The organism is Flavobacterium limicola (assembly GCF_003634755.1).
Lineage (GTDB): Bacteria > Bacteroidota > Bacteroidia > Flavobacteriales > Flavobacteriaceae > Flavobacterium > Flavobacterium limicola.
The window spans coordinates 952246-976138 of the sequence record NZ_RBXA01000001.1 but is presented as its reverse complement, the minus strand read 5'-3'; the positions used below and the strand labels follow the sequence as shown (position 1 = coordinate 976138).

General features: G+C 34.4%; 25 protein-coding genes and 1 tRNA gene. 9 read left to right on the top strand and 17 right to left on the bottom strand.

From position 1 onward, the window contains the following. Positions 1-277: 277 nt before the first annotated feature. Entirely contained in the window at positions 278-1603 is a 1326-nt protein-coding gene (locus tag BC952_RS04340; protein ID WP_121364394.1) for a trigger factor, read from the bottom strand. A gap of 105 nt (positions 1604-1708) precedes the next feature. After that, the gene (locus BC952_RS15125; RefSeq protein WP_279629639.1) at positions 1709-1837 is read right to left on the bottom strand and encodes a hypothetical protein; all 129 of its coding nucleotides are present in this window, start codon (positions 1835-1837) and stop codon (positions 1709-1711) included. Between the two features lie 244 nt (positions 1838-2081). On the opposite strand from BC952_RS15125, the gene BC952_RS04335 reads away from it, so the two are divergent. Further along, positions 2082-2531 carry a hypothetical protein gene (locus BC952_RS04335; protein ID WP_121364393.1) on the top strand — a complete coding sequence of 150 codons (450 nt, stop codon included), beginning with the start codon at positions 2082-2084 and terminating at the stop codon, positions 2529-2531. Positions 2532-2713: 182 nt separating this feature from the next. Here BC952_RS04335 and BC952_RS04330 read toward each other — a convergent pair. Beyond that, positions 2714-2785, bottom strand: a tRNA-Glu gene (locus tag BC952_RS04330). A gap of 283 nt (positions 2786-3068) precedes the next feature. On the opposite strand from BC952_RS04330, the gene BC952_RS04325 reads away from it, so the two are divergent. Further along, positions 3069-3440: a hypothetical protein gene (locus tag BC952_RS04325; RefSeq protein ID WP_121364392.1), complete on the top strand. Its 372-nt coding sequence runs from the start codon at positions 3069-3071 to the stop codon at positions 3438-3440. Between the two features lie 76 nt (positions 3441-3516). Continuing rightward, the gene (locus BC952_RS04320; protein WP_121364391.1) at positions 3517-3699 is read left to right on the top strand and encodes a hypothetical protein; all 183 of its coding nucleotides are present in this window, start codon (positions 3517-3519) and stop codon (positions 3697-3699) included. 172 nt (positions 3700-3871) lie between these two features. Here BC952_RS04320 and BC952_RS14805 read toward each other — a convergent pair whose 3' ends face one another. The 14 genes from BC952_RS14805 to BC952_RS04255 all read right to left on the bottom strand — a co-directional run bounded on the left by BC952_RS14805 (position 3872) and on the right by BC952_RS04255 (position 16852). Further along, positions 3872-4045, bottom strand: a complete 174-nt coding sequence (locus BC952_RS14805) for a hypothetical protein (protein ID WP_167445680.1) — start codon at positions 4043-4045, stop codon at positions 3872-3874. Positions 4046-4193: 148 nt separating this feature from the next. Next, entirely contained in the window at positions 4194-6767 is a 2574-nt protein-coding gene (locus BC952_RS04315) for a multicopper oxidase domain-containing protein (RefSeq protein WP_121364390.1), read from the bottom strand. A 70-nt stretch (positions 6768-6837) separates the two neighbouring features. Next, complete coding sequence (locus BC952_RS04310; RefSeq protein ID WP_121364389.1) at positions 6838-7446, bottom strand: membrane or secreted protein; 609 nt, start codon at positions 7444-7446, stop codon at positions 6838-6840. A gap of 115 nt (positions 7447-7561) precedes the next feature. Further along, positions 7562-10096, bottom strand: a complete 2535-nt coding sequence (locus BC952_RS04305; RefSeq protein ID WP_121364388.1) for a heavy metal translocating P-type ATPase — start codon at positions 10094-10096, stop codon at positions 7562-7564. Between the two features lie 80 nt (positions 10097-10176). Further along, on the bottom strand, positions 10177-10740 hold the full coding sequence (locus BC952_RS04300) for a helix-turn-helix domain-containing protein (RefSeq protein WP_121364387.1): 564 nt from the start codon (positions 10738-10740) through the stop codon (positions 10177-10179). Beyond that, positions 10740-11477, bottom strand: coding sequence for a DUF3347 domain-containing protein (locus tag BC952_RS04295; RefSeq protein WP_121364386.1), 738 nt, complete (start codon positions 11475-11477; stop codon positions 10740-10742). The genes BC952_RS04300 and BC952_RS04295 overlap by 1 nt, the downstream gene beginning before the upstream one ends. A 74-nt stretch (positions 11478-11551) precedes the next feature. Next, positions 11552-12361, bottom strand: a complete 810-nt coding sequence (locus BC952_RS04290) for a hypothetical protein (RefSeq protein ID WP_121364385.1) — start codon at positions 12359-12361, stop codon at positions 11552-11554. Beyond that, on the bottom strand, positions 12361-12891 hold the full coding sequence (locus tag BC952_RS04285) for a heavy-metal-associated domain-containing protein (RefSeq protein WP_121364384.1): 531 nt from the start codon (positions 12889-12891) through the stop codon (positions 12361-12363). The genes BC952_RS04290 and BC952_RS04285 overlap by 1 nt, the downstream gene beginning before the upstream one ends. Before the next feature lie 6 nt (positions 12892-12897). Next, complete coding sequence (locus BC952_RS04280) at positions 12898-13368, bottom strand: TlpA family protein disulfide reductase (protein WP_121364383.1); 471 nt, start codon at positions 13366-13368, stop codon at positions 12898-12900. Positions 13369-13388: 20 nt separating this feature from the next. Beyond that, positions 13389-14264, bottom strand: coding sequence for a DUF3347 domain-containing protein (locus BC952_RS04275; RefSeq protein ID WP_121364382.1), 876 nt, complete (start codon positions 14262-14264; stop codon positions 13389-13391). Positions 14265-14418: 154 nt separating this feature from the next. Then, positions 14419-14790, bottom strand: coding sequence for a hypothetical protein (locus BC952_RS04270; protein ID WP_121364381.1), 372 nt, complete (start codon positions 14788-14790; stop codon positions 14419-14421). A gap of 86 nt (positions 14791-14876) precedes the next feature. Beyond that, on the bottom strand, positions 14877-15221 hold the full coding sequence (locus BC952_RS04265) for a phage holin family protein (protein WP_091165627.1): 345 nt from the start codon (positions 15219-15221) through the stop codon (positions 14877-14879). 53 nt (positions 15222-15274) lie between these two features. Beyond that, positions 15275-16033, bottom strand: a complete 759-nt coding sequence (locus tag BC952_RS04260; RefSeq protein WP_121364380.1) for an alpha/beta fold hydrolase — start codon at positions 16031-16033, stop codon at positions 15275-15277. A 105-nt stretch (positions 16034-16138) separates the two neighbouring features. Beyond that, positions 16139-16852, bottom strand: a complete 714-nt coding sequence (locus BC952_RS04255; protein WP_121364379.1) for a pyridoxine 5'-phosphate synthase — start codon at positions 16850-16852, stop codon at positions 16139-16141. Between the two features lie 113 nt (positions 16853-16965). Between BC952_RS04255 and BC952_RS04250 the strand changes: the two genes are divergently transcribed. The 6 genes from BC952_RS04250 to BC952_RS04225 all read left to right on the top strand — a co-directional run bounded on the left by BC952_RS04250 (position 16966) and on the right by BC952_RS04225 (position 23883). Beyond that, positions 16966-17625, top strand: a complete 660-nt coding sequence (locus tag BC952_RS04250; protein ID WP_121364378.1) for a CBS domain-containing protein — start codon at positions 16966-16968, stop codon at positions 17623-17625. Between the two features lie 72 nt (positions 17626-17697). After that, the gene (locus BC952_RS04245) at positions 17698-18582 is read left to right on the top strand and encodes an NAD kinase (protein ID WP_091165642.1); all 885 of its coding nucleotides are present in this window, start codon (positions 17698-17700) and stop codon (positions 18580-18582) included. A gap of 169 nt (positions 18583-18751) precedes the next feature. Next, on the top strand, positions 18752-19435 hold the full coding sequence (gene porG, locus BC952_RS04240) for a type IX secretion system protein PorG (RefSeq protein ID WP_121364377.1): 684 nt from the start codon (positions 18752-18754) through the stop codon (positions 19433-19435). 4 nt (positions 19436-19439) lie between these two features. After that, entirely contained in the window at positions 19440-20180 is a 741-nt protein-coding gene (locus BC952_RS04235) for an isoprenyl transferase (protein WP_091166525.1), read from the top strand. Further along, on the top strand, positions 20113-22842 hold the full coding sequence (locus tag BC952_RS04230; protein ID WP_121364376.1) for a BamA/OMP85 family outer membrane protein: 2730 nt from the start codon (positions 20113-20115) through the stop codon (positions 22840-22842). Before BC952_RS04235 ends, BC952_RS04230 begins: the two co-directional genes overlap by 68 nt. Positions 22843-22878: 36 nt before the next feature. Continuing rightward, entirely contained in the window at positions 22879-23883 is a 1005-nt protein-coding gene (locus BC952_RS04225) for an OmpH/Skp family outer membrane protein (RefSeq protein WP_121364375.1), read from the top strand. The last annotated feature ends 10 nt before the right edge of the window (positions 23884-23893 follow it).

Below are 23893 nucleotides of genomic sequence, written 5' to 3'. Positions count from 1 at the left end.
TTGAATTCCGTTTTTTAGTTTTTTTATTCTTGCAAAGCGACTGAAAGAAGCTCTTGCAGGAATTTAAAAAACAGAAACGGAAGAAAAAACTTGAAACGTACAGCTGGATTAGCTCCTGAAATTAATTCAAACAAAAGAGCGCCAAAAAATATTTTTTCTGACGCTCAAATATAACTATTTTTTATTGTTTCGTATCTGTAATCAAATCATAAAATTTTAATAATCTCTAGCTCTTAGGGCTTTTGACTTTCAACTTTACAACAGTACAAACTCTTATTTATTCTCCGTAAGAAGCAGCAATAAATTCTTCGTAAGTCACTTCTTTAGTAGTAGGATTTGCTTTCTCTTTGAACAATTCCAATAATTTCTCAGCAACAACTTGGTCAGAAAGTCTTTTCACTTCGTCTTGGTTAGACAAAACTCTAGCTACAATTCCTTGAACTTCTTCGTCAGTAGGATTTGTTTGCCCGAATTGCGCCATTTGTTGACGGATATTTTTTGTAGTGAATGATTTCAAGTCTTCAAAAGTGATTTTGATGTCAGATTGAGCCATTGCTCTACCTTCGATCAATTGAAAGCGCAATCCTTTTTCAGAACGTGCATATTCTACTTCAGCTTCCTCAGGAGATAATTTTTTCTCACCAACAGTTTGCAACCATTTTTTAAGGAATTCAGCTGGTAAATCAAATTTTGTGCTTTCGATTAAGAACTCAGTTACATCACCTAATAATTTTTGGTCCGCTTGCTGTGCAAATTGAGTTTCAGCATCTTCTTTGATTTTAGCTTTCAATTCTTCAAGTGAAGAAACAGTTCCAGCTCCAAACAATTTATCAAACAATTCTTGGTTTAATTCTGCTAATTCAGCAGTGTTGATTGCTTCGATTGTGAAGTTTACATCAACATCTAAACCGTGAACGTCATCATGACTTACTTTCATAACGTCCATCAATTGGTGGTCGTCTTCAAATAAACCTTTAGTATTTACAGTCACTACATCACCTACTTTTTTACCTATGAACAAGTCAAAAGTCGCTTTGTCTTTGAAAAGATCAGCAGCAATAGTAGTAGCGTTATTAATTCCTTTTTCTTCGTTAGTGAATGTTCCAGTCACATCTGAATCTGCAGCAACAACCTCTTGAGGAATTGCAGTTCCAAATTGTTTTTGGATTCTTTCCACTTGACCGTCGATTAATTTATCGTCAGCAGTAACTACATATTTTACGATGTCGTTTTTAGCATCTAAGTCTAAAGTGAAGTTTGGCACTAAACCAATTTCATATTCAAAAACCAATTCTTCAGCATCCCAAGAAAAATCTTCGTTTACTTTAGGAAGTGGCGTTCCAAGAAGGTTTAATCTTTCTGATTGTACGAAACGCTCTAGAGCTAAATCAACAACTTTCTGAACTTCTTCTTGTTTTATTGCTTTACCGTATTGTTTTTCAACAAGATCTTTAGGCACCGCTCCTTTTCTAAATCCCTTAACTGTTGCCAAAGGCATTTTTTCGTTTATTCTTTTTGCAACTTGTCCTTTGTAATCCATGTGAACAACAGTCATTACAATTGTTTCATTCACAGCGTCTATTGCTACTCTTTTGATATCCATCTTCTTCTTTAATTTACATAATAAAATTGGGTTGCAAAATTATAAAATTTTTGCAACCCAAACAAGCTTTTTAGTGCCGAACCTTCGGGATTGAATTTTAGGCAGTTATTTGACAAAATCACAGGCCGAAAAAGGAAAATAATTTGGGCGTGTCCCTCCAGATGGCGCAGTCGTTCCTCCTCGCAACTTTGGGTCAGGCTGTTCGTTATAATCTTTTATTGCGCTTCGCTTCATAAAAGGATTTTCACTGCCATCCTTCACGCGGACCGTGGTTTTCAAAAAAAATAAAGTTGACTTGATAATGTATTAAAAAACATAAAATTATCCAAAAGTCCTATATTAACAATCTAAGTCGGTAGAGAAAATTTCGATATTACAGTGCATAAAAAAATTTAGTCAAACATTTAAAAAAATTAAGCACTAGATAGATTAAAAAACAAAAAGAAGATACTACTTTTATGATTAAAATATAAGAAATATGATTGAGCCATCAACTAAAGTTTTAGATAGAATAAATTTTGATTATTCCAAATGGGTTAAAATCCAAGTCAATGCAACAGACGAAAAAAGTACTAATGAAGCTGGTGAATATCTGATAGAAATAATGATTAGAGCTATCAAAGCAGAAGATGAAATAAAATTAGAAAAAAAGAAAGCAAACAGGACATCAAAAAAAAATGAAGATTTCTATCAATATAAAAAACCTGAAAAAGCAGATGATGAAGGTTATCTTTCTTTTTTGTATGAAACAAATCCAGACAAAGGGATTCAAGGATGTTTTTTTTTAGACGGTATAATAGACCACGAAATTGCCAAATACATGATTCAATCCGGAAAATTAAAGTTAGTCGAAAAAAAACTTCATCAAGGAGAAAACTTTAGAGCATGGACACCCTTTAGCGATGAAGAACTAAAATTTAACAAATAGTCAAATACCCCAGCTCCGCAAAGTGTTCATTCAAAGAAAAAATTTATCATTAATGCTGCGCAAACGTTTCTGACTTTACGCGTACAATAATGATCAAATAATATAAAAACAAAAGCCAAAATCAATAAAAAAAGCCTCGAAAATTACTTTTCGAGGCTTTTAAGATAATTGTTTATGAGTTGTAGCCCGTAGCGGAATCGAACCGCTCTTACATGGATGAAAACCATGCGTCCTAACCGATAGACGAACGGGCCATTTTTCAATGTTTCGGGTGCAAAAATAACACTATTTTTGAAATGCACAAAGCCAAACCCAAAAACCTTCAAATAAAAATAGTCTCTATTTCATTCGGTAATTGTAATCAATTCAGAACTAACACTTATCAATAATACGATTGTTTTTTCAACAAGTTAATTTTTCAAAGAACAAATCTAAAACCTAATGATAAGGTGCCGTTTTTGAAAATAAAGAATAAAAAAACAATCCTTACTTCACCGTTACTTTTGTACTTTTGAAGTTACAATTCAATCTAAATAGATGACAAAGTATTTAAAATATCTCCTTTCACTCTTTCTGGCTTTTGGTCTGATGGTGAATGATGGTACTTTAGATGCTCCATCCAATTCAGCAGATTATTACCAATTCTCGAACGTAATTCTTAGACGAGAATTAAACTCTAAGGGCTCGAAATTATATGTGTTCCATCAGGTAAATTCGGCTGAAAAAACTTCATTCCTATTTCAGTTAGATTATCTCCAATTTCAAGATAGTTACAGTCTTCAAATTCCAGTTATTCTAAAATTCCAGACGCAGCTTTATCAAAAAGTAAGCTTATTTGCAATGCAGCACATCTTCATAAACGAGATGATTACTTCCCGAATTTCCTATACAAGTTTATACACAGCCTAGAATTTTTTTTCTACGCATTTATGCAATTCCATGCATAAAGATGATACCAAATGTCTAATCATTTATCATTTACAACATGTATAAACACAATAATAAAGCACGTTTAGACCAACCTAAACGCCCTATTCTTTGGGCAAAAAGAAAAATTATGCTAATTATAACCGCCTTCATGATTGGCATGTCAAACGGAATGAATGTGGGAGATCGTACAATTAACGGAAATCAAAATCACACAGAGTTACAAGATAAAAAAGATTGATTTGATTCTTGCAACTATATTGCGCAACAGTAAATCAAAAAAGCTAGGAGTAAAACCTAGCTTTTTTCATCTTATAAAACAACAAGCTCCGCAAAGTGTTGAGTATTAGCAAACCCTAAGAACTATGAAATCGGTTTTGCAAACGCAATTTTAAGGGATAACCCCTAATTATTTAAACTCCTTTTACAGTTGTTCCTAATGCCAAAACAACGAAACCAATAAGTAATAGTGTGAAACTATGTTCCGTTAAAACCTGCACTTGTGCAAAATGTCCGATGATTCCAAGTATACCACAAGCCAATCCTATAATCCAGGTAATTTTCTTTGGTGCTGAAGGGTTATTCATATAAATAATTTTAAGTAAGTTACGTAATTAATTTGCTCCGAAGAAACAAAAATAATCTTATAAATTTGCAGAAATTCAATATAATTTTTGATAATAATTACATAATTCACATATTTTTAATAAATAAGATACGCTTCCATGTTTATTTCTAATAATTCAAACTCAATCCAAAACCCATTCCCATATCACTGTCGTAATGTGTAGTAATTCCAAAATTTCTTTTGACGATATACCGCAAACCCGCCATGTATTCGTTATCTGTATTCCACATTAAATTCATGCGCAATCTTTTGGAAACCGGAATATCCATGCGTTCAAATTGCAATCTGAAATTCCCGTCGGTATAGACTTCGGCTTGTGCTTTAATGAGCATCGGTAATGTATATTCGACTCCGGCACTAAAAACAGCACGATTGTCTTTGGTATTGGTTTGACCAAAAAGATTCTCTTCCATTTCTCCCATTTCCATTTTTCGGTACCTCCAGTCAAAACCAATGAACGGCATTAGCCACTGCATTTTCCCGATGTATCGTCCAATGTGCGTTTCGGTTTCATACCCGTGATGTTTGGTGTAGCCCAAACGCCATTCGGTACCAATACTCCAACGTGTGTTTTGAATCATCAACATTCCATCATTCCCATTGGTGGCAAAATCATTTTCGGCCATCACATGAAAGGCTCTGTCATCAGCAAATAATTTGCGTTGTGCTAATTTTGGATTTGGAATCAAAGGATTTGGCTCTTGATTTTCATAACTAAAAACGCGACCCATTCCCGCCATCATGTGATAAAGAATGTGACAATGAAAAAACCAATCGCCTTTAACATTAGCATTAAACTCAATCGTGTCGGTTTCCATCGGCATAATGTCAATGATATTTTTCAGCGGCGCATATTCTTCTTTTCCGTTCAGCACTCTAAAATCGTGTCCGTGTAAATGCATCGGGTGGCGCATCATGGAACCGTTGAAGAGTACTATTCGAACATTTTCTCCTTTTTTAATTAGAATTTTATCCGTCTCCGAAACTACTTTATTGTCTAGACTCCAAACATAGCGATTCATGTTTCCTGACAATTCAAAACGCAATTCTTTTACTGGTGCGTCCTTTGGCAAAGTTGTATTAGTTGGTGATTTCAGCATTGCATAATTCAGGGTCGTGATTTCTGAAAGTGCATTGGAGTCGTACTGATTGTGATTGGCATGTTCCGCTTCCTTTTGACTTTCGACTTTCTGCTTTTGATTGTTTCCTGTAATTTCAGGATACATCACCACATTCATGTCCATTTGGTTGAGTGACATTTGCATGCCCATATCGTCTAAATCACCATTCATTTTCATCATGCTGTTCATCATTTTCATCCCTTCAAAATACTTCAATTTAGACAAAGGGGAAATCAATTGCTTTATGCCGTCGCCTAAATACAACGAAGCAGATTTTGTGCGATCCTCAGAAGTGACCAAGAATTCAAACGCTGTTTTTTCTGCAGGAATCGTTACAACAACATCATAAGTTTCAGAAACAGCGACTATTAATCGGTCGACTTCAACAGGTTCTACATCATTTCCATCACTGGCTACAACGGTGATTTTTCCTCCAGCGTAGTTCAACCAAAAATAAGTAGAAGCACCGCCATTGGAAATCCTCAATCGTACTTTATCGCCTGTTTTGAATTGCGAAAGTTGACTTTCATTTTTTCCGTTGATCAGAAATTTATTGTAATACACATCACTTACGTCCATGGCGTTCATACGTTTCCATTCGTTCGCGACTTTTGTCTTGAAATGTCCTGCTTTTATAGCCTCAGAATAGCTTTGCGTGGTTCCTTTTTGAATCGCAAACCAGTCCGTGGCATTGTGCAGCATCCGATGTACATTTTCCGGTTTCAAATCGGTCCATTCACTCAGAATAATTGGAACGGTTGGCAAATCATCAATTCCTGCTCTAAAAGTGGGGTCTTCGTTTCTTTTATTCATGACAAAGGAACCGTACATCCCAATTTGCTCCTGCAAACCCGTATGACTGTGGTACCAATGCGTTCCGTGTTGAATAATCGGGAACGTATATTTATGCGTCGTTTTCGGCTTGATTGGCATTTGTGTCAAATTAGGCACACCATCTTCTTTATTGGGTAAAAATAATCCGTGCCAATGCAGCGAAGTATCTTCATTTAATTCATTATGCACATAAATCTCGGCAATATCGCCTTCGGTAAAGGTGAGTGTTGGCATCGGAATTTGTCCGTTTACAGCAATCGCTCTTTTTGGCTTATCGCCAAAAGTGACAATTGTATCCCGAACATACAAATCATATCGAACGGTCCTTGGCGGCGCATTTTTAATAATTCTTTTTACCGGTTCCTCTTTGAGTTTAGTGTCATCCGCAGGAGCAGTTGTATGATTTTGATGCAAATTATCACTTGCTGCTTTAGTCTCAATAATCTTAGCTTTTACAGGCACTGCTTTTTTTACAACTGCTTTTGATGATTGCTGTTTTGGAACAGATTTTTTTACCGGTTTTGCTTTTTCCTTAATCAAATCCATGCCACATTTGGGACATTTTCCCGGTTTAGTGGCATGAATTTCAGGATGCATTGGGCATGTATATGTTGTAGGCTTTACCTGTTGAATAACTGTTTTTTTTGAAATACTTCTGTCATTCTTATTTTCTGCTTGCACAAAAGGGCAAATAAACAGAAGGAACACTATTACTATTATTCTCATTTTTAATATTCTAAATTTTGAATTAATTATTTTTTTCTAAATCTAACAAGGCAAAAGGACTGCATGATTATTAATGATGGGCTTTATGATCTTCTTTCTTTTCCGTCTTTTTATCCGTTGCTTTCATTTTACTCTTGTCCATTTTTTCCTTTTTCATTTTCTCCATCATTTCCATCATTTTCTCACTTCCCATCATCTCTTTACACATTCCCGACATCATGGCGTCATCGCCTTTTGATGATTCCATCATTTTTGACATCATGCTTTTCATCATTTCAGGATTATCCTTCATCATTTTCATCATATCTGACATCATATTATGCATCATTTCTGGGTTATCTTTCATCATTGCCATCATTTTAGCATGGTGTTCTTTCATCATTTCCGGATTATCTTTCATCATTTCTGACATCATACTTTTCCTCATTTCCGGATTATTCTTCATCATTCCCATCATTTTATCATGATGTTCTTTCATCATTTCCTCCATCATCATTTTACCGTTTTCACTTTTCATCATAACATCCATCATCTCTTTTGACATGCTTTTACTGTCAGCGATTGTGTTCATGATTTCAGTTCTTTTATCGGACTGTGAAAGAACCTGTTTACTGGATTGACAAGAATAAATCAAAGTACTTAAAGCCAGTGCAAGCGTAATTTTTTTTAGTGTTTTCATGACTGTAAATTTTAATTGTTATACTTAAAGTGAATTTATTTTCTCAACATAAAATCAAACTTATTCAAACAAAAACTATTTCATAATCTAACATTAACCTTTCATTACTACTATTTTACAATTTTAAATTTCGCAATCGCAACGCATTGGCAATTACAGAAACCGAACTAAAACTCATGGCCAAAGCCGCTATCATTGGCGAAAGCAAAACTCCAAAAAACGGATACAAAACTCCCGCAGCAATTGGAATTCCCAACACATTATAGAAAAAGGCAAAGAATAAATTTTGTTTGATATTTCGCATCACCGCATGACTTAAGTTTTTGGCTTTTACTATTCCTTGCAAGTCACCCTTTACCAAAGTTATTTTGGCACTTTCAATAGCCACATCAGTACCGGTTCCCATGGCAATTCCTATGTCGGCTTGAGCCAAAGCTGGAGCATCGTTTATTCCATCGCCTGCCATCGCTACAATTTTCCCTTCGGATTGCAATCGTTTAATTTCCTTGAGCTTGTCTTCGGGCAAACAACCCGCTTTATAAGAACTTAAATGTAATTCCTGAGCGACTGCCTTTGCCGTATTTTCATTATCGCCTGTTAGCATGATGACCTCAACGCCTTGACGAATTAATTCTTTGATTGCTTCGACACTTGTTGCTTTTATCGCATCAGTGATTGACACAAATCCTACAGCAATTCCGTCCACTGAAATATAAGAAACCGTTTTTCCTAGTTTTTGTTCAGCTGTAATTTGATTTTCTAATTCCTCCGAAACAGTGGCTTTCACTTGCTCCATTAATTTTTTATTCCCCAGCGCCACTTTTTTATTGGTTACCGTTCCAACAACTCCTTTCCCGGAAATCGCTTCAAAATCCTTTACTTCTATTAATGAAATTCCTTTCGCTTTCGCAAAATTGACTACGGCTTGCGCCAAAGGATGTTCGCTGTACTGATTTAAAGATGCGATGCTTTGCAACAATGAATCGTCGTCATTATTCAATGAAAATACTTTTTCAACAGAAGGTTTCCCTTCGGTGATTGTTCCTGTTTTATCCGTTATCAGAACATTTACTTTATTCATATTTTCCAATGCTTCCGCATTTTTTATCAAAACTCCCGATTGCGCTCCTTTCCCAACACCAACCATTACTGACATGGGCGTGGCTAATCCCAAAGCGCAAGGACAGGCAATTATCAATACCGCAATAGCATTGATAAATCCATAAACCATTGCGGGTTCAGGACCAAATTGTGACCAAACAAAAAAGGTAACTACAGAAACAATTACCACTATCGGTACAAAATATTTAGCAATTCTATCCGCTAATTTTTGGATTGGTGCTCTAGAACGACTGGCGTCATTTACCATTTGCACAATTTGTGAAAGCAAAGTTTCCGAACCTACTTTCTCCGCAATCATCACAAAGGATTTATTTCCGTTTATTGTTCCCGCTATAACGGAATCATCTGTTTTTTTATCAACGGGGATAGGTTCTCCTGAAATCATCGATTCATCAATAGTACTTTCTCCATCTGTAATTTTTCCATCAACAGGAATTTTATCTCCTGGTTTTACACGCAATAAATCTCCTTTTTTGATATCATGAATGGAGATTACTTTATCTGCTCCATCGATTACCAAAATGGCTTCGGTTGGTGCTAATTTCAATAATTCTTTTATCGCACCACTCGTTCGACTATGCGCTCTGGCTTCTAGCAATTGTCCTAATAAGACCAAAGTTAATATTACAGTGGTAGCTTCAAAATAGAGGGAAACCGTTCCGTTATGCGTTTTAAATTCATTTGGAAAAATAGCTGGAAAAAATAATCCAACTAAACTAAATAAGAAAGCTACTCCAGAACCAATTCCGATAAGCGTAAACATATTGAGATTCCAAGTGATAATGGATTTCCAAGCACGCTCAAAAAACATCCAACACGCATAAAAAACAACTGGAAGCGACAAAATTAGTTGCACCCAATTCCACTTTTCCGCATCCATAATTTTCATTAATGGATTGTTGGGAATCATATCCGACATGGCAATAATGAAAATAGGAACTGTAAAAACTACAGCAATTTTCATTTTACGCACCAAGTCATCATAAACCTTATTTTCTTCGCTATCGGTTGGTTCCATTGGCACTAAATCCATTCCACAAATGGGACAAGAACCGGGACCTTCCTGAATAACTTCGGGATGCATAGGACAGGTATACATTATTTTACTGCTTACTATCGCTGCTTCTTTAACCAGATCCATTCCGCAAACGGGACAATCTCCTGGTTTATCGTACACTTTTTCTCCTTCGCAATGCATCGGACAATAGTATTTCCCTTTTGCATTAGGAGGCAAAGTTACTGTTGATTTCTCTTGTGGTTTATTCGAACTGCAACATGATTTCTCTATTGGTTTCTCAGCCATTCCGTGAGAATCAGTCGTATTATTTATGGTAATTGTATAGTTTCCTGCGCCAGTTAAAGCCTCTTGTAATTGAACTGTGGGAATGTGTTTATCCATTGTTATTGTCGCTAATGGCGGAACTAAAGTAACTACAGCTTGAATCCCATCGACAGCATTCAATGTTTTTCCCACTTTAGAACGACAACCGTCGCAGGACATTCCGGTGATTGAATAGGTATGTTTCATAATGTTTGAATTTTGATACCACGAATTTCCGACTATACCGTCATTCCCTTATTACACAATTCTGGAAAAGGTTTACGTCATTACAAATCATCGATTTGCTTTCTCGTTTTTACTTTCAATTGCTTAAAATAAGTAGGCGTAAATCCAGTTGTTTTTTTGAACTGATTGCTCAAATGTGCCACATTGCTATACTGAAGCTGAATAGCGATTTCGCTTAAAGTCAACTCATCATACGTCAATAATTCCTTGACTCTTTCTATTTTTTGAGCAATAAAATACCGCTCAATTGTAATCCCTTCTATCTCAGAAAATAAATTACTCAAAGCACTATAATCTTGTGCCAAATCGTTTGCTAAATAATCCGATAAATTGCTGTTTAACACATTATTTTTGTTGTAAACCAAATCAATTAGCACTGTTTTTATTCTTTCGATTGTTATGTTTTTTTTATCATCGATTAAATCAAAACCCAAAGAACGTAAGCGTTTGAGCAAATCATTTTTTTGGATTTCTGAACATTCTGTTTCTAATTCGACTTCTCCCAGCGTTATTGAAACGGCATGAAGTTCAAGTTTTTCCAACTCTAATTCCACTGCCGTAATGCATCGGTTGCATACCATATTTTTTATGCTAAGCTTCATCATTATTTTACAACTGCAATTCTTCTTCCACAATTTAGCATCTCAGAACCATAATAAGGATTGATAACTTCTTTTGTCTCACTGATCCAATACCCGGTTTTTCCGTCGCCATACATTGGACAATAATCCTGATATACAGTCTTTTTTGTTCCAAAAGCCTTTATTAAACCATAAATATCTTTGCTCAATAACGAAAAATATTCTCTTTGGTGGTCCATTTTGCCTGTATTATCGCCAATGTGTTTGACATGCGCTTTGGCATCAGCCACAAAACCATTGTAAGTGTTTTTTAATTTGGTATCCAAAGAGGTTGAACTGGTGCTATTCAAACTTGCAATTAATTCTTTTGCTGCAGCAGCTGCACCTTTTGAATCGTCTTTGGTCAGTGCATTTTTAATTTTGAGATACTTGGAAACAATCGCATCAGTTGGAAAAGTTGCTTTGTCAGCATTCGTTATTTTAATTATGTTGCTTGGCTCTTCCGCTTCATCAGAGATAGTAACAGGAGTTTCTTCTTTTTCAGCTGAGGTTGTTGGAATAACTTTTTCAGTTAGCTCCATTCCGCATTCTGGGCATTCGCTTCCGGCAACACCAGTAACTTCAGGATGCATCGGACAAGAGTATAGTTCAGCTGTTTTTTCTGTTTTCTCAGAATTTAAAGTCTTTTCATCTTTATTTTTTTGGTTACAAGAAACCGTCATAAAAGTCGCAATCAGAGACAAAAACAGTATTTTTTTCATGGTATTTTTTTTATGATTATATATTGACTTCTATTTAAATCAGCTATTCACTGCCTAAATTCAAGCCTTAAAATTTATTTTATGATATTAAAAAAGTTGTATTCTAAATTTAGATAAAATCCATTTGGTGCAGACCGTAACATAGAACTGTATAATTCGTGCCTGTATGCAACATCAATTCGTGCCTGACTATTAATTATAAATTGAATGGAAGGAACAATATCCAAATACGATTTTCCATTTTCGTTTAATGTTTGTCCAACAAACTCAACCATTGTATTGATATTTGTTTGCTTAAAATTAGTGTATTTTTTTGGATACATCAGTCTTCCAAACGACAATGTATAATTAGTGGCGTTATCACTTTGCGCTGCGGGAAATTTGTAATCCGGCTTATTATCGAATGCTTTTTCAAAACTGACAGAAGCACTAATGGCTACCTTTTTTATAAGCTGCGTCGCAACAATTCCAGTTTCAAAACCAGTATTTTGTCCCATAATTTCTAACTGTTCCTGATGAATATCGGCATTATTGAAACTGTATCTTCCAAATGCTGCCATCCTAAAATGACTGTGCAAGTCATCCGTGGAAAGGAAACGATATTTTGTATAAAAACTGGCGCCTTCAGTTACCAATTGATTACTTCTATTGCTGACAAACATGGATGTTCTCACCATCAAATTTTTATTGATTCCCAAAGTAACTTCGGGCATGACATGGTAATTAAATCGTGATTGCATTTGCTCCTTAAAAATGGATTGTCCCAAACGAATTCCCAGTGAACCCGCAGGAACATTACTTGCCGGATCAGTAACCACAAAAAGCTCCTGAGCCGATATTCCTTGAATAACAAAAAGCGTAAATAGAATTAAAAAATTTCTCATTATAGTACAGCTTTAATATGGTAATCGTCATCATTGTCTAAAGAATATGTCGCTGTTTTTGAAAACGTTTTAAGCAACTTTTTATGCTCTTTTTGAGTGACATATCCTTTGTCATAAATTTTCAATTTTGTTTCCCCATTACTATTTTTAAGTTCTTCATTCAATAAAACGAAAGTGGAACCATGAAATGAAATGGTTTTATTTACTTCGATTTTTAAGTTCTCTGTAGGTACAGTAATTACTAGTGAACCGATAAAGAAACCCGCTTTTTCAACACCTTCTTTTAGTACTCTTGGCATTACTTTACTTTCTTTTTTAAAATATACGGTGAAGGTATTTGTATTCAAGTCAGTACTCACGCTGTCCACACCAACGGTTGCTTTCAATTGTTTGTTTATCGCATTGGAACACATCGAACACGTTAAACCTGTCGCCATTATCTCAGCTTTTGAGATTTGAGAATAGGATTGTACACTTGTCATTAAAACCAAACAAGCGATACCTATGAATTTTAAATTTATACTTTTCATTCTACTTTATTTTTTTATTAGTATGATTATTTCTTCCTCAGTAGGATTGATAGCTACCAGTTTTCCTGATACATCAAAAAGATAAGCGCTTGGCAACTGCTCTACGCCAAAAAGTAGCGCTGCTTTAGCATCAAAACCTTTAGCATCGATTAATTGCTCGTACGCTAATTTATCTTTTTGAATGGCATTCATCCATTTCGTTTTATCAGTATCCAGAGATATCCCGACAATTTCGAAGTTGTCATTTTTATGCTGATTGTAAAAAGGCACCAACTTTTTATTGGCTATTCTACATGGCGCGCACCAAGAAGCCCAAAAATCAATTAAGACGGTTTTCCCTTTTAGCGAAGCCAAATTTATTGTTGACTCTTTATTATTTTTAAGTTCAAAATCAGGCAAACTGTCTCCAATTTTCATTTGCGCAGTCGCAGTTGAAATACTGATTATTAAACTGAATAGCAGCACTATTTTTTTCATTTTATATTCCTTTTAAATGCTTATTGAATCGTCTCGACCGTTTTTCCGCAAGTCATCATTTGGGAACCATAATAAGGATTTTTAACCTCATTTTCTTTGCTTAACCAGTTTGCACCTTTACCGTCATTTGCCATTGGGCAAAACTGAAGATAAACCGGAGTTTCATATTTAGCCACTTTTATCAATTCATACATCGATTTTGAAAGTGGAATGAAAATTTCTCTTTGACGTTTGATGTCTTGAGTCTCCGAAATATTCTTGGCACCAGCCATTAAACTCTTCATTTCTTTCATCCAAATCATGTGAACATCCATAGCAAGTTCTTCCATTTTTACTGCATTTAATGCTGTAAGAACTTCTTTAGCTACAGTAGCAGCAGCTTTTCCGTCTGTTTTTACCAAAGCATCTTTTAAAAGAAAATAGGTATCAAAAACAACTTTTAGTTTAGTATCCACTTGCTGTTTTGCAGCTGAAGTATCAGAATGATTGGCGTGGTTTACATGATTTTCTGTAGTTGCAGTTTCTGATTTCATCTCTGTAGAAACGGCAAGTTTAGCTTCTCTTTCATATTGACAACATCCATGTAATGCGTCATAAGTAGCATCCGGAGCAAGAAATTTATCGCTGTCGTAACCGGCTAAAGCGATACGTTTCAAAATTTCGTCTTGGCTCGTTTTAGTAGAATCATAGGTAAGTGTTGCCATTTTGGAATCTTTATTCCACTCGACTTTCGCTGTTTTTTTCAGGGTTCCAGAAGTTTCTATCTTGCTTTTACACATGTCACAGTTTCCATATATTTTAACAGTTTCTGTTTTGCTGTTTTTAATTTGCGCGTTTGCACTTGTAACTGAAAGCAATAGTATTATTGCCATCAATATTTTTTTTATTGAGTTCATTGTATGAATATTTTTGAGGTGAATTAGTCGCAAAAAATATTGAAAAAAATAGCACATTTAGCTACATTTCAAATCGTATCCGACTAAAATTTAATGATTGTTAAAGCATAATTTGCTTTGAAAAAGACAGTTTTCAGGCTGTCACAGAAGGAATTTAGCTTATTTTAGGTGGAAGCCAAATAGAACGAAAATGGGAAGAAATAAACATTTCCGAGTAATAATAATTTTGTTTTTCAGTAGAAAAACTAAAAACTTGCTTATTTAATTCGGTATAAAACACCGAAGTTAAACCCAATTGAAAGGCTGAACTACTGCAAGAAACATTCTTACAAGCACCATTACAGCCGTCGTGCGAACTTTCATTCGATTTTTTTTCTTTCTTGCAACAGTCTTTCTGCTCCTTTTTTGAAGAAGATTCTTTTTTGCAACACGACTTGTCTGCTTTTGTTCCACATGCAAAAGCTACGCTTGGTATCATAAAGAAACCAAGCATAACCAATAACAATATGTAAAACTTTTTAGACATAATATTATTTAAATAAAGTACAAAGGTATAAATTGAACACAAGTAAAACCGAAATTCAATCATAAATACGTGTTAAAAACAACGTTTTATTTTCCTTCTCCTAATATTCCATTCATTATAGACTGCAAAACTGATAATATAATACTAAAGAATAAGGCCGTCCAAAACGTGTCAACGCTAAATCCGCCCACAATTTTTGTACACAACAAAATCATTAGCGCATTAATAACTAATAAAAATAATCCTAAAGTAATGATGGTAACCGGCAAAGTTAGTATCACCAATATTGGCTTGATAAATATATTAAGTAACCCTAGAACAATGGCTACAATTAATGCTGTAGTAAATCCAGCCACATGAACTCCCGGCATAAAGTTCGCAATAAGCAAGACCAAGCCCGAAGTAATAAGAATTTTGATCAGTAAATTCATAATTTTATATTTTAATATTTAATAAATGTAGTAAAAATTTAAATCTGATTAATTTATTTTAAAAAGGAAATAACTTTTTGATAGAAATCGGCTGGGTTTTCGGCATGAAGCCAATGTCCTGCATTCGGGATTGTTTCAATGCTTGAATCCGGAAAATGCTGCTTTATGTTTTCGAAATCACTGTCTAAAATATATCTGGAATTTCCGCCGCGAATAAATAAAGTTGGTTTTTCAAAAATTGCATTCTCGGGTAACGGAATTCCTATTTCATCCATTTTGCTGTTAAAAACTGCCAAATTAAATCGGAAGGCGAGTTGTCCGGGCTCTTGCCAAAATAAATTTTTCAGCAGGAATTGTCGGGTTCCAAAATCAGGAACGTACTTTTCCATTATTGCTTCTACATCACCTCGGCTTGGCTTTTTTGAAAAATCGACGGCGTTCAATCCCGCCAAAATATCCTGATGGTGTTGCGGATAAAATTTTGGTCCAATATCAGCCACAATTAATTTATCCACTAATTCCGCATGTGTCGTTGCCAAAAGCATGGCCACTTTTCCACCCATCGAATGACCAATGATGTTGATGTTTTCTAAATTATGAGCCTGGCAGTACTCGTAAACATCCTGCGCCATGATTTCATAACTAAATTCTTCTGAATGTAAACTTCGTCCGTGGTTGCGCAAATCGAGAATATGAACTTGAAAATCAGTCGCAAATTGCGTTCCGAGTGTTTTCCAATTATCTGACATTCCCAGAAATCCGTGAAGAATTAAAAGTGGTTTCCCTGAGCCTTCTATTTTTGAAAAAAGCATATCATTTTAGATTTTAACGTTATAATTTAAATTACAAACCATTAACAAATTAAGGTTATTAAGCTTTACACTTAATCTATCTTAATTTCTTAATGGTTAAAAAAACTATTTTAATTTTTGCAAATATATATTCACCACATTATCCAATCCAAGATAAATAGCTTCGGAAATTAAAGCATGACCAATAGAAACTTCCAATAATCCCGGAATATTTTGTTTAAAAAACTGAATATTATCCAAACTCAAATCATGACCTGCATTGATTCCCAATCCAAGTTCATTGGCTAAAATGGCAGATTCTGTGTACGGCAAAATTCCGTTTTGATTTCCTAAACTGTATTGATGTGCAAAAGCTTCGGTGTACAATTCGATTCTTTCAGTTCCAATTTTCTTGGCGCCTTCAATCATTTCCAGAACAGGATCCACAAAAATCGAAGTTCTGATTCCATTTCGTTGAAATTCCTGAACGATTTCAGTTAAATATGAAGCGTGTTTTATAGTATCCCAACCCGCATTAGAAGTTATGGCATCAATTGCATCTGGCACCAATGTCACTTGTGTTGGTTTTATTTCCAGAACAAGATCGATAAACGTTTTCTCTGGATTTCCTTCAATATTATATTCGGTGTAAACCACAGCCTTTAAATCGCGGGCATCTTGATAGCGAATGTGGCGCTCGTCCGGACGCGGATGTATGGTTATTCCTTCGGCTCCAAACTTTTGAATGTCGGCAGCCACTTTTAATAAATCGGGAACATTACCGCCACGAGCGTTTCGCAAAGTAGCTATTTTATTGATGTTTACACTTAATTTTGTCATTAGAACACTTTTTGATTTTGATACTTGTATTTGTCAGGACAAAAATACAAAGTAAAACTTAGGAGATTTTGCTTATTTTTGATTATTTTGCATGAAATATTGCCGATTGATTTATGACAGAAATTACAGAATATATTACCAATGATTTTAAAGCGATTGACAGCCATGATTCTATTGCGGCCGTTCAAGACTTTTTTAGCGACTTACACTTTTCCCATTTTCCAATTGTAGAAGAGGGCATTTACATTGGCAGTATTGCATCGGAAGATATTGAAACCTTTGACAGTGACAAAGAAGTAGCCGATTACCGCTTTACGCTCGAGGGATTTTTTGCCAGAACAAATACGATTTGGCTGGATGTTTTAGAAGTTTTCGCAAAAAACCATACTAATTTAGTTCCCGTTTTGGACGAAAACAATACTTACGTAGGTTATTATGAAATAGAAGACATCATGAAGTTTTTTCATGAAACACCCTTTTTAAAAGAACCAGGCGGAATCATTGTTGTCAGAAAACCAATTTTAGATTATTCCATGAGTCAGATTACTCAAATTGTCGAAAGCAATAACGGCAAGCTATTGGGTTTATTCATTTCGGAAGCCGATGTTGACAGTGTGGAAGTGACCATGAAAATAACTTTGGGAGCGATGAACGAAATTATCCAGACGTTCAGAAGGTACAATTACGAAATCATTTCAGAGCATCAAGAAGATAATTACATTAATAACTTAAAGGAACGCTCTGATTATTTAGACAAATATCTGAACATATAACCACTTATTCGGAGATTTATTGATTCGGTAATTCACAATCTCAAATAATCAAATTAAAGATTAAAAAACACAATGAAAGTAGCAATCTACGGTCAATATTATCAAAACAGTACAGAACCTATTATAAACGACATCTTTGTTTTTTTTAACAAAAACAATGTAGAGATGATTATCGAGGCTCATTTTTTGTTGATGCTCAACGAAAGGAAAATTGTAGAAAAAAAATACAAAACTTTCACCTCCCATACGGAACTCGACTCCAGTTTTGATATGCTGATAAGCATCGGTGGTGACGGAACAATCCTAAGAGCCGCAACATTAGTAAGAGATTCAGGTATTCCTATATTAGGTATAAATGCAGGGAGACTCGGTTTTTTAGCATCGGTACAAAAAGAAAATATTGCTGAATTTATGCAATTTGTTATTGATAAAAAATATACGATTTCTAAAAGAGCTTTATTAAGCTTAACATGTTCACCACCCAATGAATCAATAGAGGAAATAAATTTTGCGATGAATGAAATTACGGTCAGTCGAAAAGACACGACATCGATGATTACGATTGATACTTACTTGAATGATGAATTTTTGAATTCCTATTGGGCTGACGGTTTAATCATTTCTACACCAACAGGATCTACAGGATACTCGTTGAGTTGTGGCGGTCCAATTTTGACCCCTGATGTAAAAAGTTTAGTAATTACTCCTATTGCACCACATAATCTCACCGCCAGACCACTTGTTGTACCGGACGAAACTGAAATCAGATTAAAAGTTTCAGGAAGAGAAGAAAATTATCTAGTTTCCTTAGATTCAAGAGTTACTTCTGTGAAAAACGAATCGATTCTGACTTTAAAGAAAACGCCATTTCAAATTAATATGGTCGAAATCCCCGAGGAAACCTTTTTGAAAACACTACGCAATAAATTACTTTGGGGAGAAGACAAGCGTAATTAAATCATTTTAGCTAAACATTATACGATTATATCAATTTTTCTCGTTTAAGTGAAACAAATACTCATTTAGTGTCAGTTGACTAACCAAATAGTCAAAAAAACACACATTTAACTAATTGGGTATTGAATCGTATTGATAATTATTATATTTGCACGCAATTTTTGATTAAATGAACAAGATTTTTTATTTATTTTTATTGTTTTCCCCTTTAATGGTCACCCAAGCTCAAATACATGAAATTGGTGTATTTGCTGGCGGAAGTAATTTTATAGGAGATGTAGGTCCTACAACCTATGTTTCACCAAACAAACTTGCTTTTGGATTGCTATATAAATGGAATAAAAGTCCAAGACATAGCTACCGCTTTTCCTACACACAATCAAAAATAACTTCAAACGATTTAAATTCTAAAGAGGCGAGTCGAAATCAAAGAGGCTATCGATTTGACAACAGTATAAAAGAAGTATCTCTAGGTCTTGAATTCAACTTTTTTGACTTTAATCTTCATGAATCCAGTACAAAAATTACGCCATACCTATACTCTGGCTTAAGCTACTTTCGATACGATGCGTTATATGTATTTAATGGACAAACTGAAAAGGATAAAAATGATGGTTCATTTGCAATTCCCATGAATTTAGGAATAAAATCAAACATCACCCGTAATTTAATACTGGCTGCGGAAGTTGGCGCAAGATACACTTTGACTGACAATATAGATGGAAGTAATCCAAAAAACACAAATTTGGAATACCTTCGGTTTGGAAATATAAATAACAATGATTGGTATGTTTTTTCAGGAGTTACTTTAACGTATACTTTTGGAAACAAACCCTGTTATTGTGCAGAATAAAAAAATGAACTTACTAGAGAATATCGACGCAAAAAATTTACCTCAACATTTAGCCATCATCATGGATGGTAATGGGCGTTGGGCAAAACAAAAAGGACTTCTAAGAGCTTTAGGCCATGAAAGCGGTACAAAGTCAGTAAAAGTAATCATAGAAGCCAGTGCCAAACTAGGTATTGAGTTTCTTACGCTATATGCTTTCTCAACCGAAAATTGGAACAGACCAAAACTAGAGGTTGAAACTTTGATGAAAGTACTCATCAACTCTTTAAAAAAAGAACTGACAACCCTACAGAAAAACAACATCAAGTTGAACGCTATTGGTAATTTGGAAAAACTACCAAAATCAGCCCAAAAAGAACTGCTTGACGTAATTGAAAAAACCAAAGACAACACTCAAATGACTTTGACCCTGGCGTTAAGCTATGGTTCCAGAGAAGAAATTGTAAGTGCAGTCAGAAACATCTGTAATAAAGTTAAAAATAATATAATTTCAATAGACAGTATTGACGATTCAATTATTAATGAGCATCTTTACACGCAAAATTTACCAGACGTAGATTTATTAATACGAACAAGTGGAGAACATAGAATAAGTAATTTTTTGTTATGGCAAATTGCCTATGCAGAATTGTATTTTACTGATATATTGTGGCCAGACTTTAAAGAACAAGATTTATATGAGGCTATCATTAGTTATCAAAAAAGAGAACGTAGATTTGGAAAAACAAGTGAACAAATTAAATAATTTTTTAGTGTTAAATAAAAGCATAAAAATAGTCCTTTCCGTTTTGATTTTTGGAAGTTTTGCACAAATTAAAGCCCAAGAAAGAGTTCCTTTTGATCAAGGAAAAAAATACATATTAGCAGATGTGGCGGTTGTTGGAGACATCAGTTTCAACAGTCAGACCGTTGTTACCTTTTCAGGCTTACAAAAAGGACAACAAATCACTATTCCTGGTGAAGAAATAAGTGCTGCTATAAAAAAACTTGGCAAACTAGGTCTTTTTGATGAAATTTCGTTCTATGTTAATAAAATACAGAATGACAGTATTTATCTTGATTTAAATATTGTTGAACTGCCTAAATTGAACCAAGTAAAATTTGTAGGTGTTAAGAAAAATAAAACTGAAGGTTTAATCAAAGATAATAGCCTTAATAAAGGTAAAGTAGTTAATGAAAACTTAATTACAACTACAAAGAACTACATTGAAAACAAATACAAGAAAGACGGGTACTACAATACAAAAGTAAACATAAACACTGTCAAAGACACTGCTGTAGTAAATCAGGTCAACATGCTTGTAACAATTGACAAGGGTGATAAAGTAAAAATCCAAAAAATTGACTTTGTAGGCAATACAAAAATATCTGACAACGCTTTACGTAAAGCGATGAAAGAAACCAAACAAAAGAAATTTACCCGTATTTTGAAAGCTTCAAAATTCATAAAAGATAAATACAAAACCGATTTAGAAAAAGTAATTGAATCCTACAAAGAAAAAGGATATCGAGATGCTCGTATAGTTTCGGATTCTGTCACATTTGACAAAGCTAAAAATGCATTGTCTATAAAAATAAATGTAGAGGAAGGTAATAAATATTATTTTGGAAACATTAAATTTTTAGGAAATACAGTATACACAGATCAAGGATTAAGCCGAGTTTTAGGTGTTAAAAAAGGAGAAACTTATAATGGTGTTCTTCTTGAAAAAAGAATTGCAGACAAGTCTAAACCAGATGCAGAAGACATCACGAATTTATACCAAAATAATGGGTATTTATTTTCTAATATAAATGCCGTTGAAGTAAAAACAGCAAACGATACTATTGATTTTGAGATACGAATCACGGAAGGACCGATCGCTTATTTTAACAAAATTACCGTTGTAGGAAATGATAAAACAAATGACCGAGTAATTTACCGTGAATTAAGAACAAAACCAGGAGAAAAATACAGTAAAGAAGAATTAGTTAGAACCATTCGTGAAATAGGACAATTAGGATTTTTTGATCCTGAAGCGATTGATCCAAAGTTTAAGAATGTTGATTCAGGAGCAGGAACTGTTGATATTGAATACAATCTTGTAGAGAAAGGATCCAGCCAAATCGAACTTCAAGGAGGTTATGGCGGTGGCGGCTTCATTGGTACACTTGGACTATCTTTCAATAACTTTTCGGCAAGAAATATACTAAACAAAGAAGCATATAAGCCCCTTCCTATGGGAGACGGTCAGAAAGTCTCTTTGCGTTTGCAAGCCAGTACCTTCTTTCAAACCTATAGTGTATCGTTTTCAGAACCATGGTTTGGGGGTAAAAAACCGGTATCTTTTAGCACTTCGTTGTCATACAGTAAGCAGTTTTTAAATAATTTTGTCACTCAGAGAGCAGATAAAACCAAAAGTTTTAACATCTTGACATTATCCGTAGGTTTAGCAAAAAGACTTACCGTACCAGATGATTTCTTCGTACTGTCACAATCTGTAAGTTACCAACATTATGATTTAAATAATTACAATACCGGATTATTTACATTTGGAGACGGAGCATCTAGAAACTTAGCGTACACAATAGGACTAACTAGAAACAATAAAGGAGTTAACCCAATATTTCCAACGTATGGTTCCGAATTTAGTATTTCGGCAAAACTAACACCTCCTTATTCCTTGATTAATGGAGTTGATTACGCAACATTAGGAGATAAAGAAGAGTATAAATTAAAAAACACTGTTGACAGATCCAACCAAGCTGATGCAAATGGAAATACAGTTCAAATAGGTGATTATATAGATGCCCAAGGAAATAAAGTCTTCAAATTTGAAGATGCAGCAGCAGATCCAGCTAAAGTAGATCAAAAGAAATTTAATTGGTTAGAATATTACAAAATCAAATTCAAGGCAGATTGGTACACTAAGCTTTATGGTAAATTAGTCCTCAGAGCTTTAACTGAATTTGGATTTCTTGGAGCCTATAATCAAGATAGAGGAGCCGTTCCTTTTGAACGATTTTACCTTGGTGGCGATGGATTAGCCAACTTCTCCATGGATGGTCGAGAAACGATTCAATTAAGAGGATATCCAAACAACTCCTTAACACCAATAAATAGCGTAGGAGATCAAATTGGAGCTACTGTTTTCAACAAATTCTCTATGGAGTTGCGTTATCCAATAACATTAAAATCATCAGCATCAATTTATGCATTAGCATTTATGGAGGCAGGTTCATCATATAAAGATTTCAAAAGTTATAATCCTTTTGCTTTGAGTCGTTCTGCAGGAGTTGGATTACGTGTATTTATGCCTGCATTTGGTTTATTAGGAATAGATTTTGGTCACGGTTTTGATGCATTACCAGGACAAGCAAAAGCAAATGGATGGGAAACCCATTTTATCATTGGACAACAATTCTAAAAAAATTGATTTTAGATTTTCTAATACAGTATCGTTATGAGAAAACAATTTTTATATCTATTTTTAAGCTTAGTAATTGTACAAACAATTAATGCGCAAACCAGAGGAACAAAAGTAGGTTACATTGATATGGAATACATATTACAAAATGTACCCGATTATGCTGAAGCAACAATTCAATTAGAGCAAAAGGCTCAAAAGTGGAAACAAGAAATTGAAACCAAGAAAGTTGAACTTAATACTATAAAAGACGCTTTAAAAGCGGAGAAAGCATTACTCACAAAAGAGCTTATTGATGAAAGAGAAACTGAAATAAAGTTTTTGGAAAATGAAATGCTAGAGTATCAACAGAAAAGATTTGGACCAAATGGTGATTTAATTCAGCAAAAATCTATTTTGGCAATGCCAATTCAAGACCAAGTTTTTACTGCAATTCAAGATATAGCTGTAGCAAAAAAATATGATTTTGTTTTTGATAAATCATCCGATTTAACAATGCTTTTTGCTGACAAAAGATTTGACATTAGTGATCAGGTCCTTCGTGTTTTAAACCGTTCCGAAAAACGAGAACAGTTGACTAAAAAACAATTAAAAGAAGAAGAATCTAAACAAAACAGAGAAGATGCTTTGGATGACAATCCTATATTAGCGGAAAGACAAAAAGCCTTGGATGAGAAAAAAACATCCAGAGAAAAAATACTGGCCGACAGAAAATTAATTCAGGAACAAAAGAAAAAAGAATTTGATGACAAAAGGAAACAAATTCAAGCAGACAGGGAAGCCAAAAAAAATGGCACGATTTCTGCAAATGTTAAAATAGAAGAGACCGCAAAGACTAAAACTGATAACGATTTTAACAATACTAGCGCAAAAGAAAGTATTGAAAAATTGAAACAAAATCAAGCTGATGCAAAAGCGCAAACTTTAGAAGACCGCAAGAAAGTTATTGAAGATCGTAAAAAAGCTTTAGAGGAAAAAAGAAAAAAAATACTGGAAGAAAGAGAAGCTATTAAAAAAGCTAAAGAAGAAAAATTAAAATAAAACACAAACA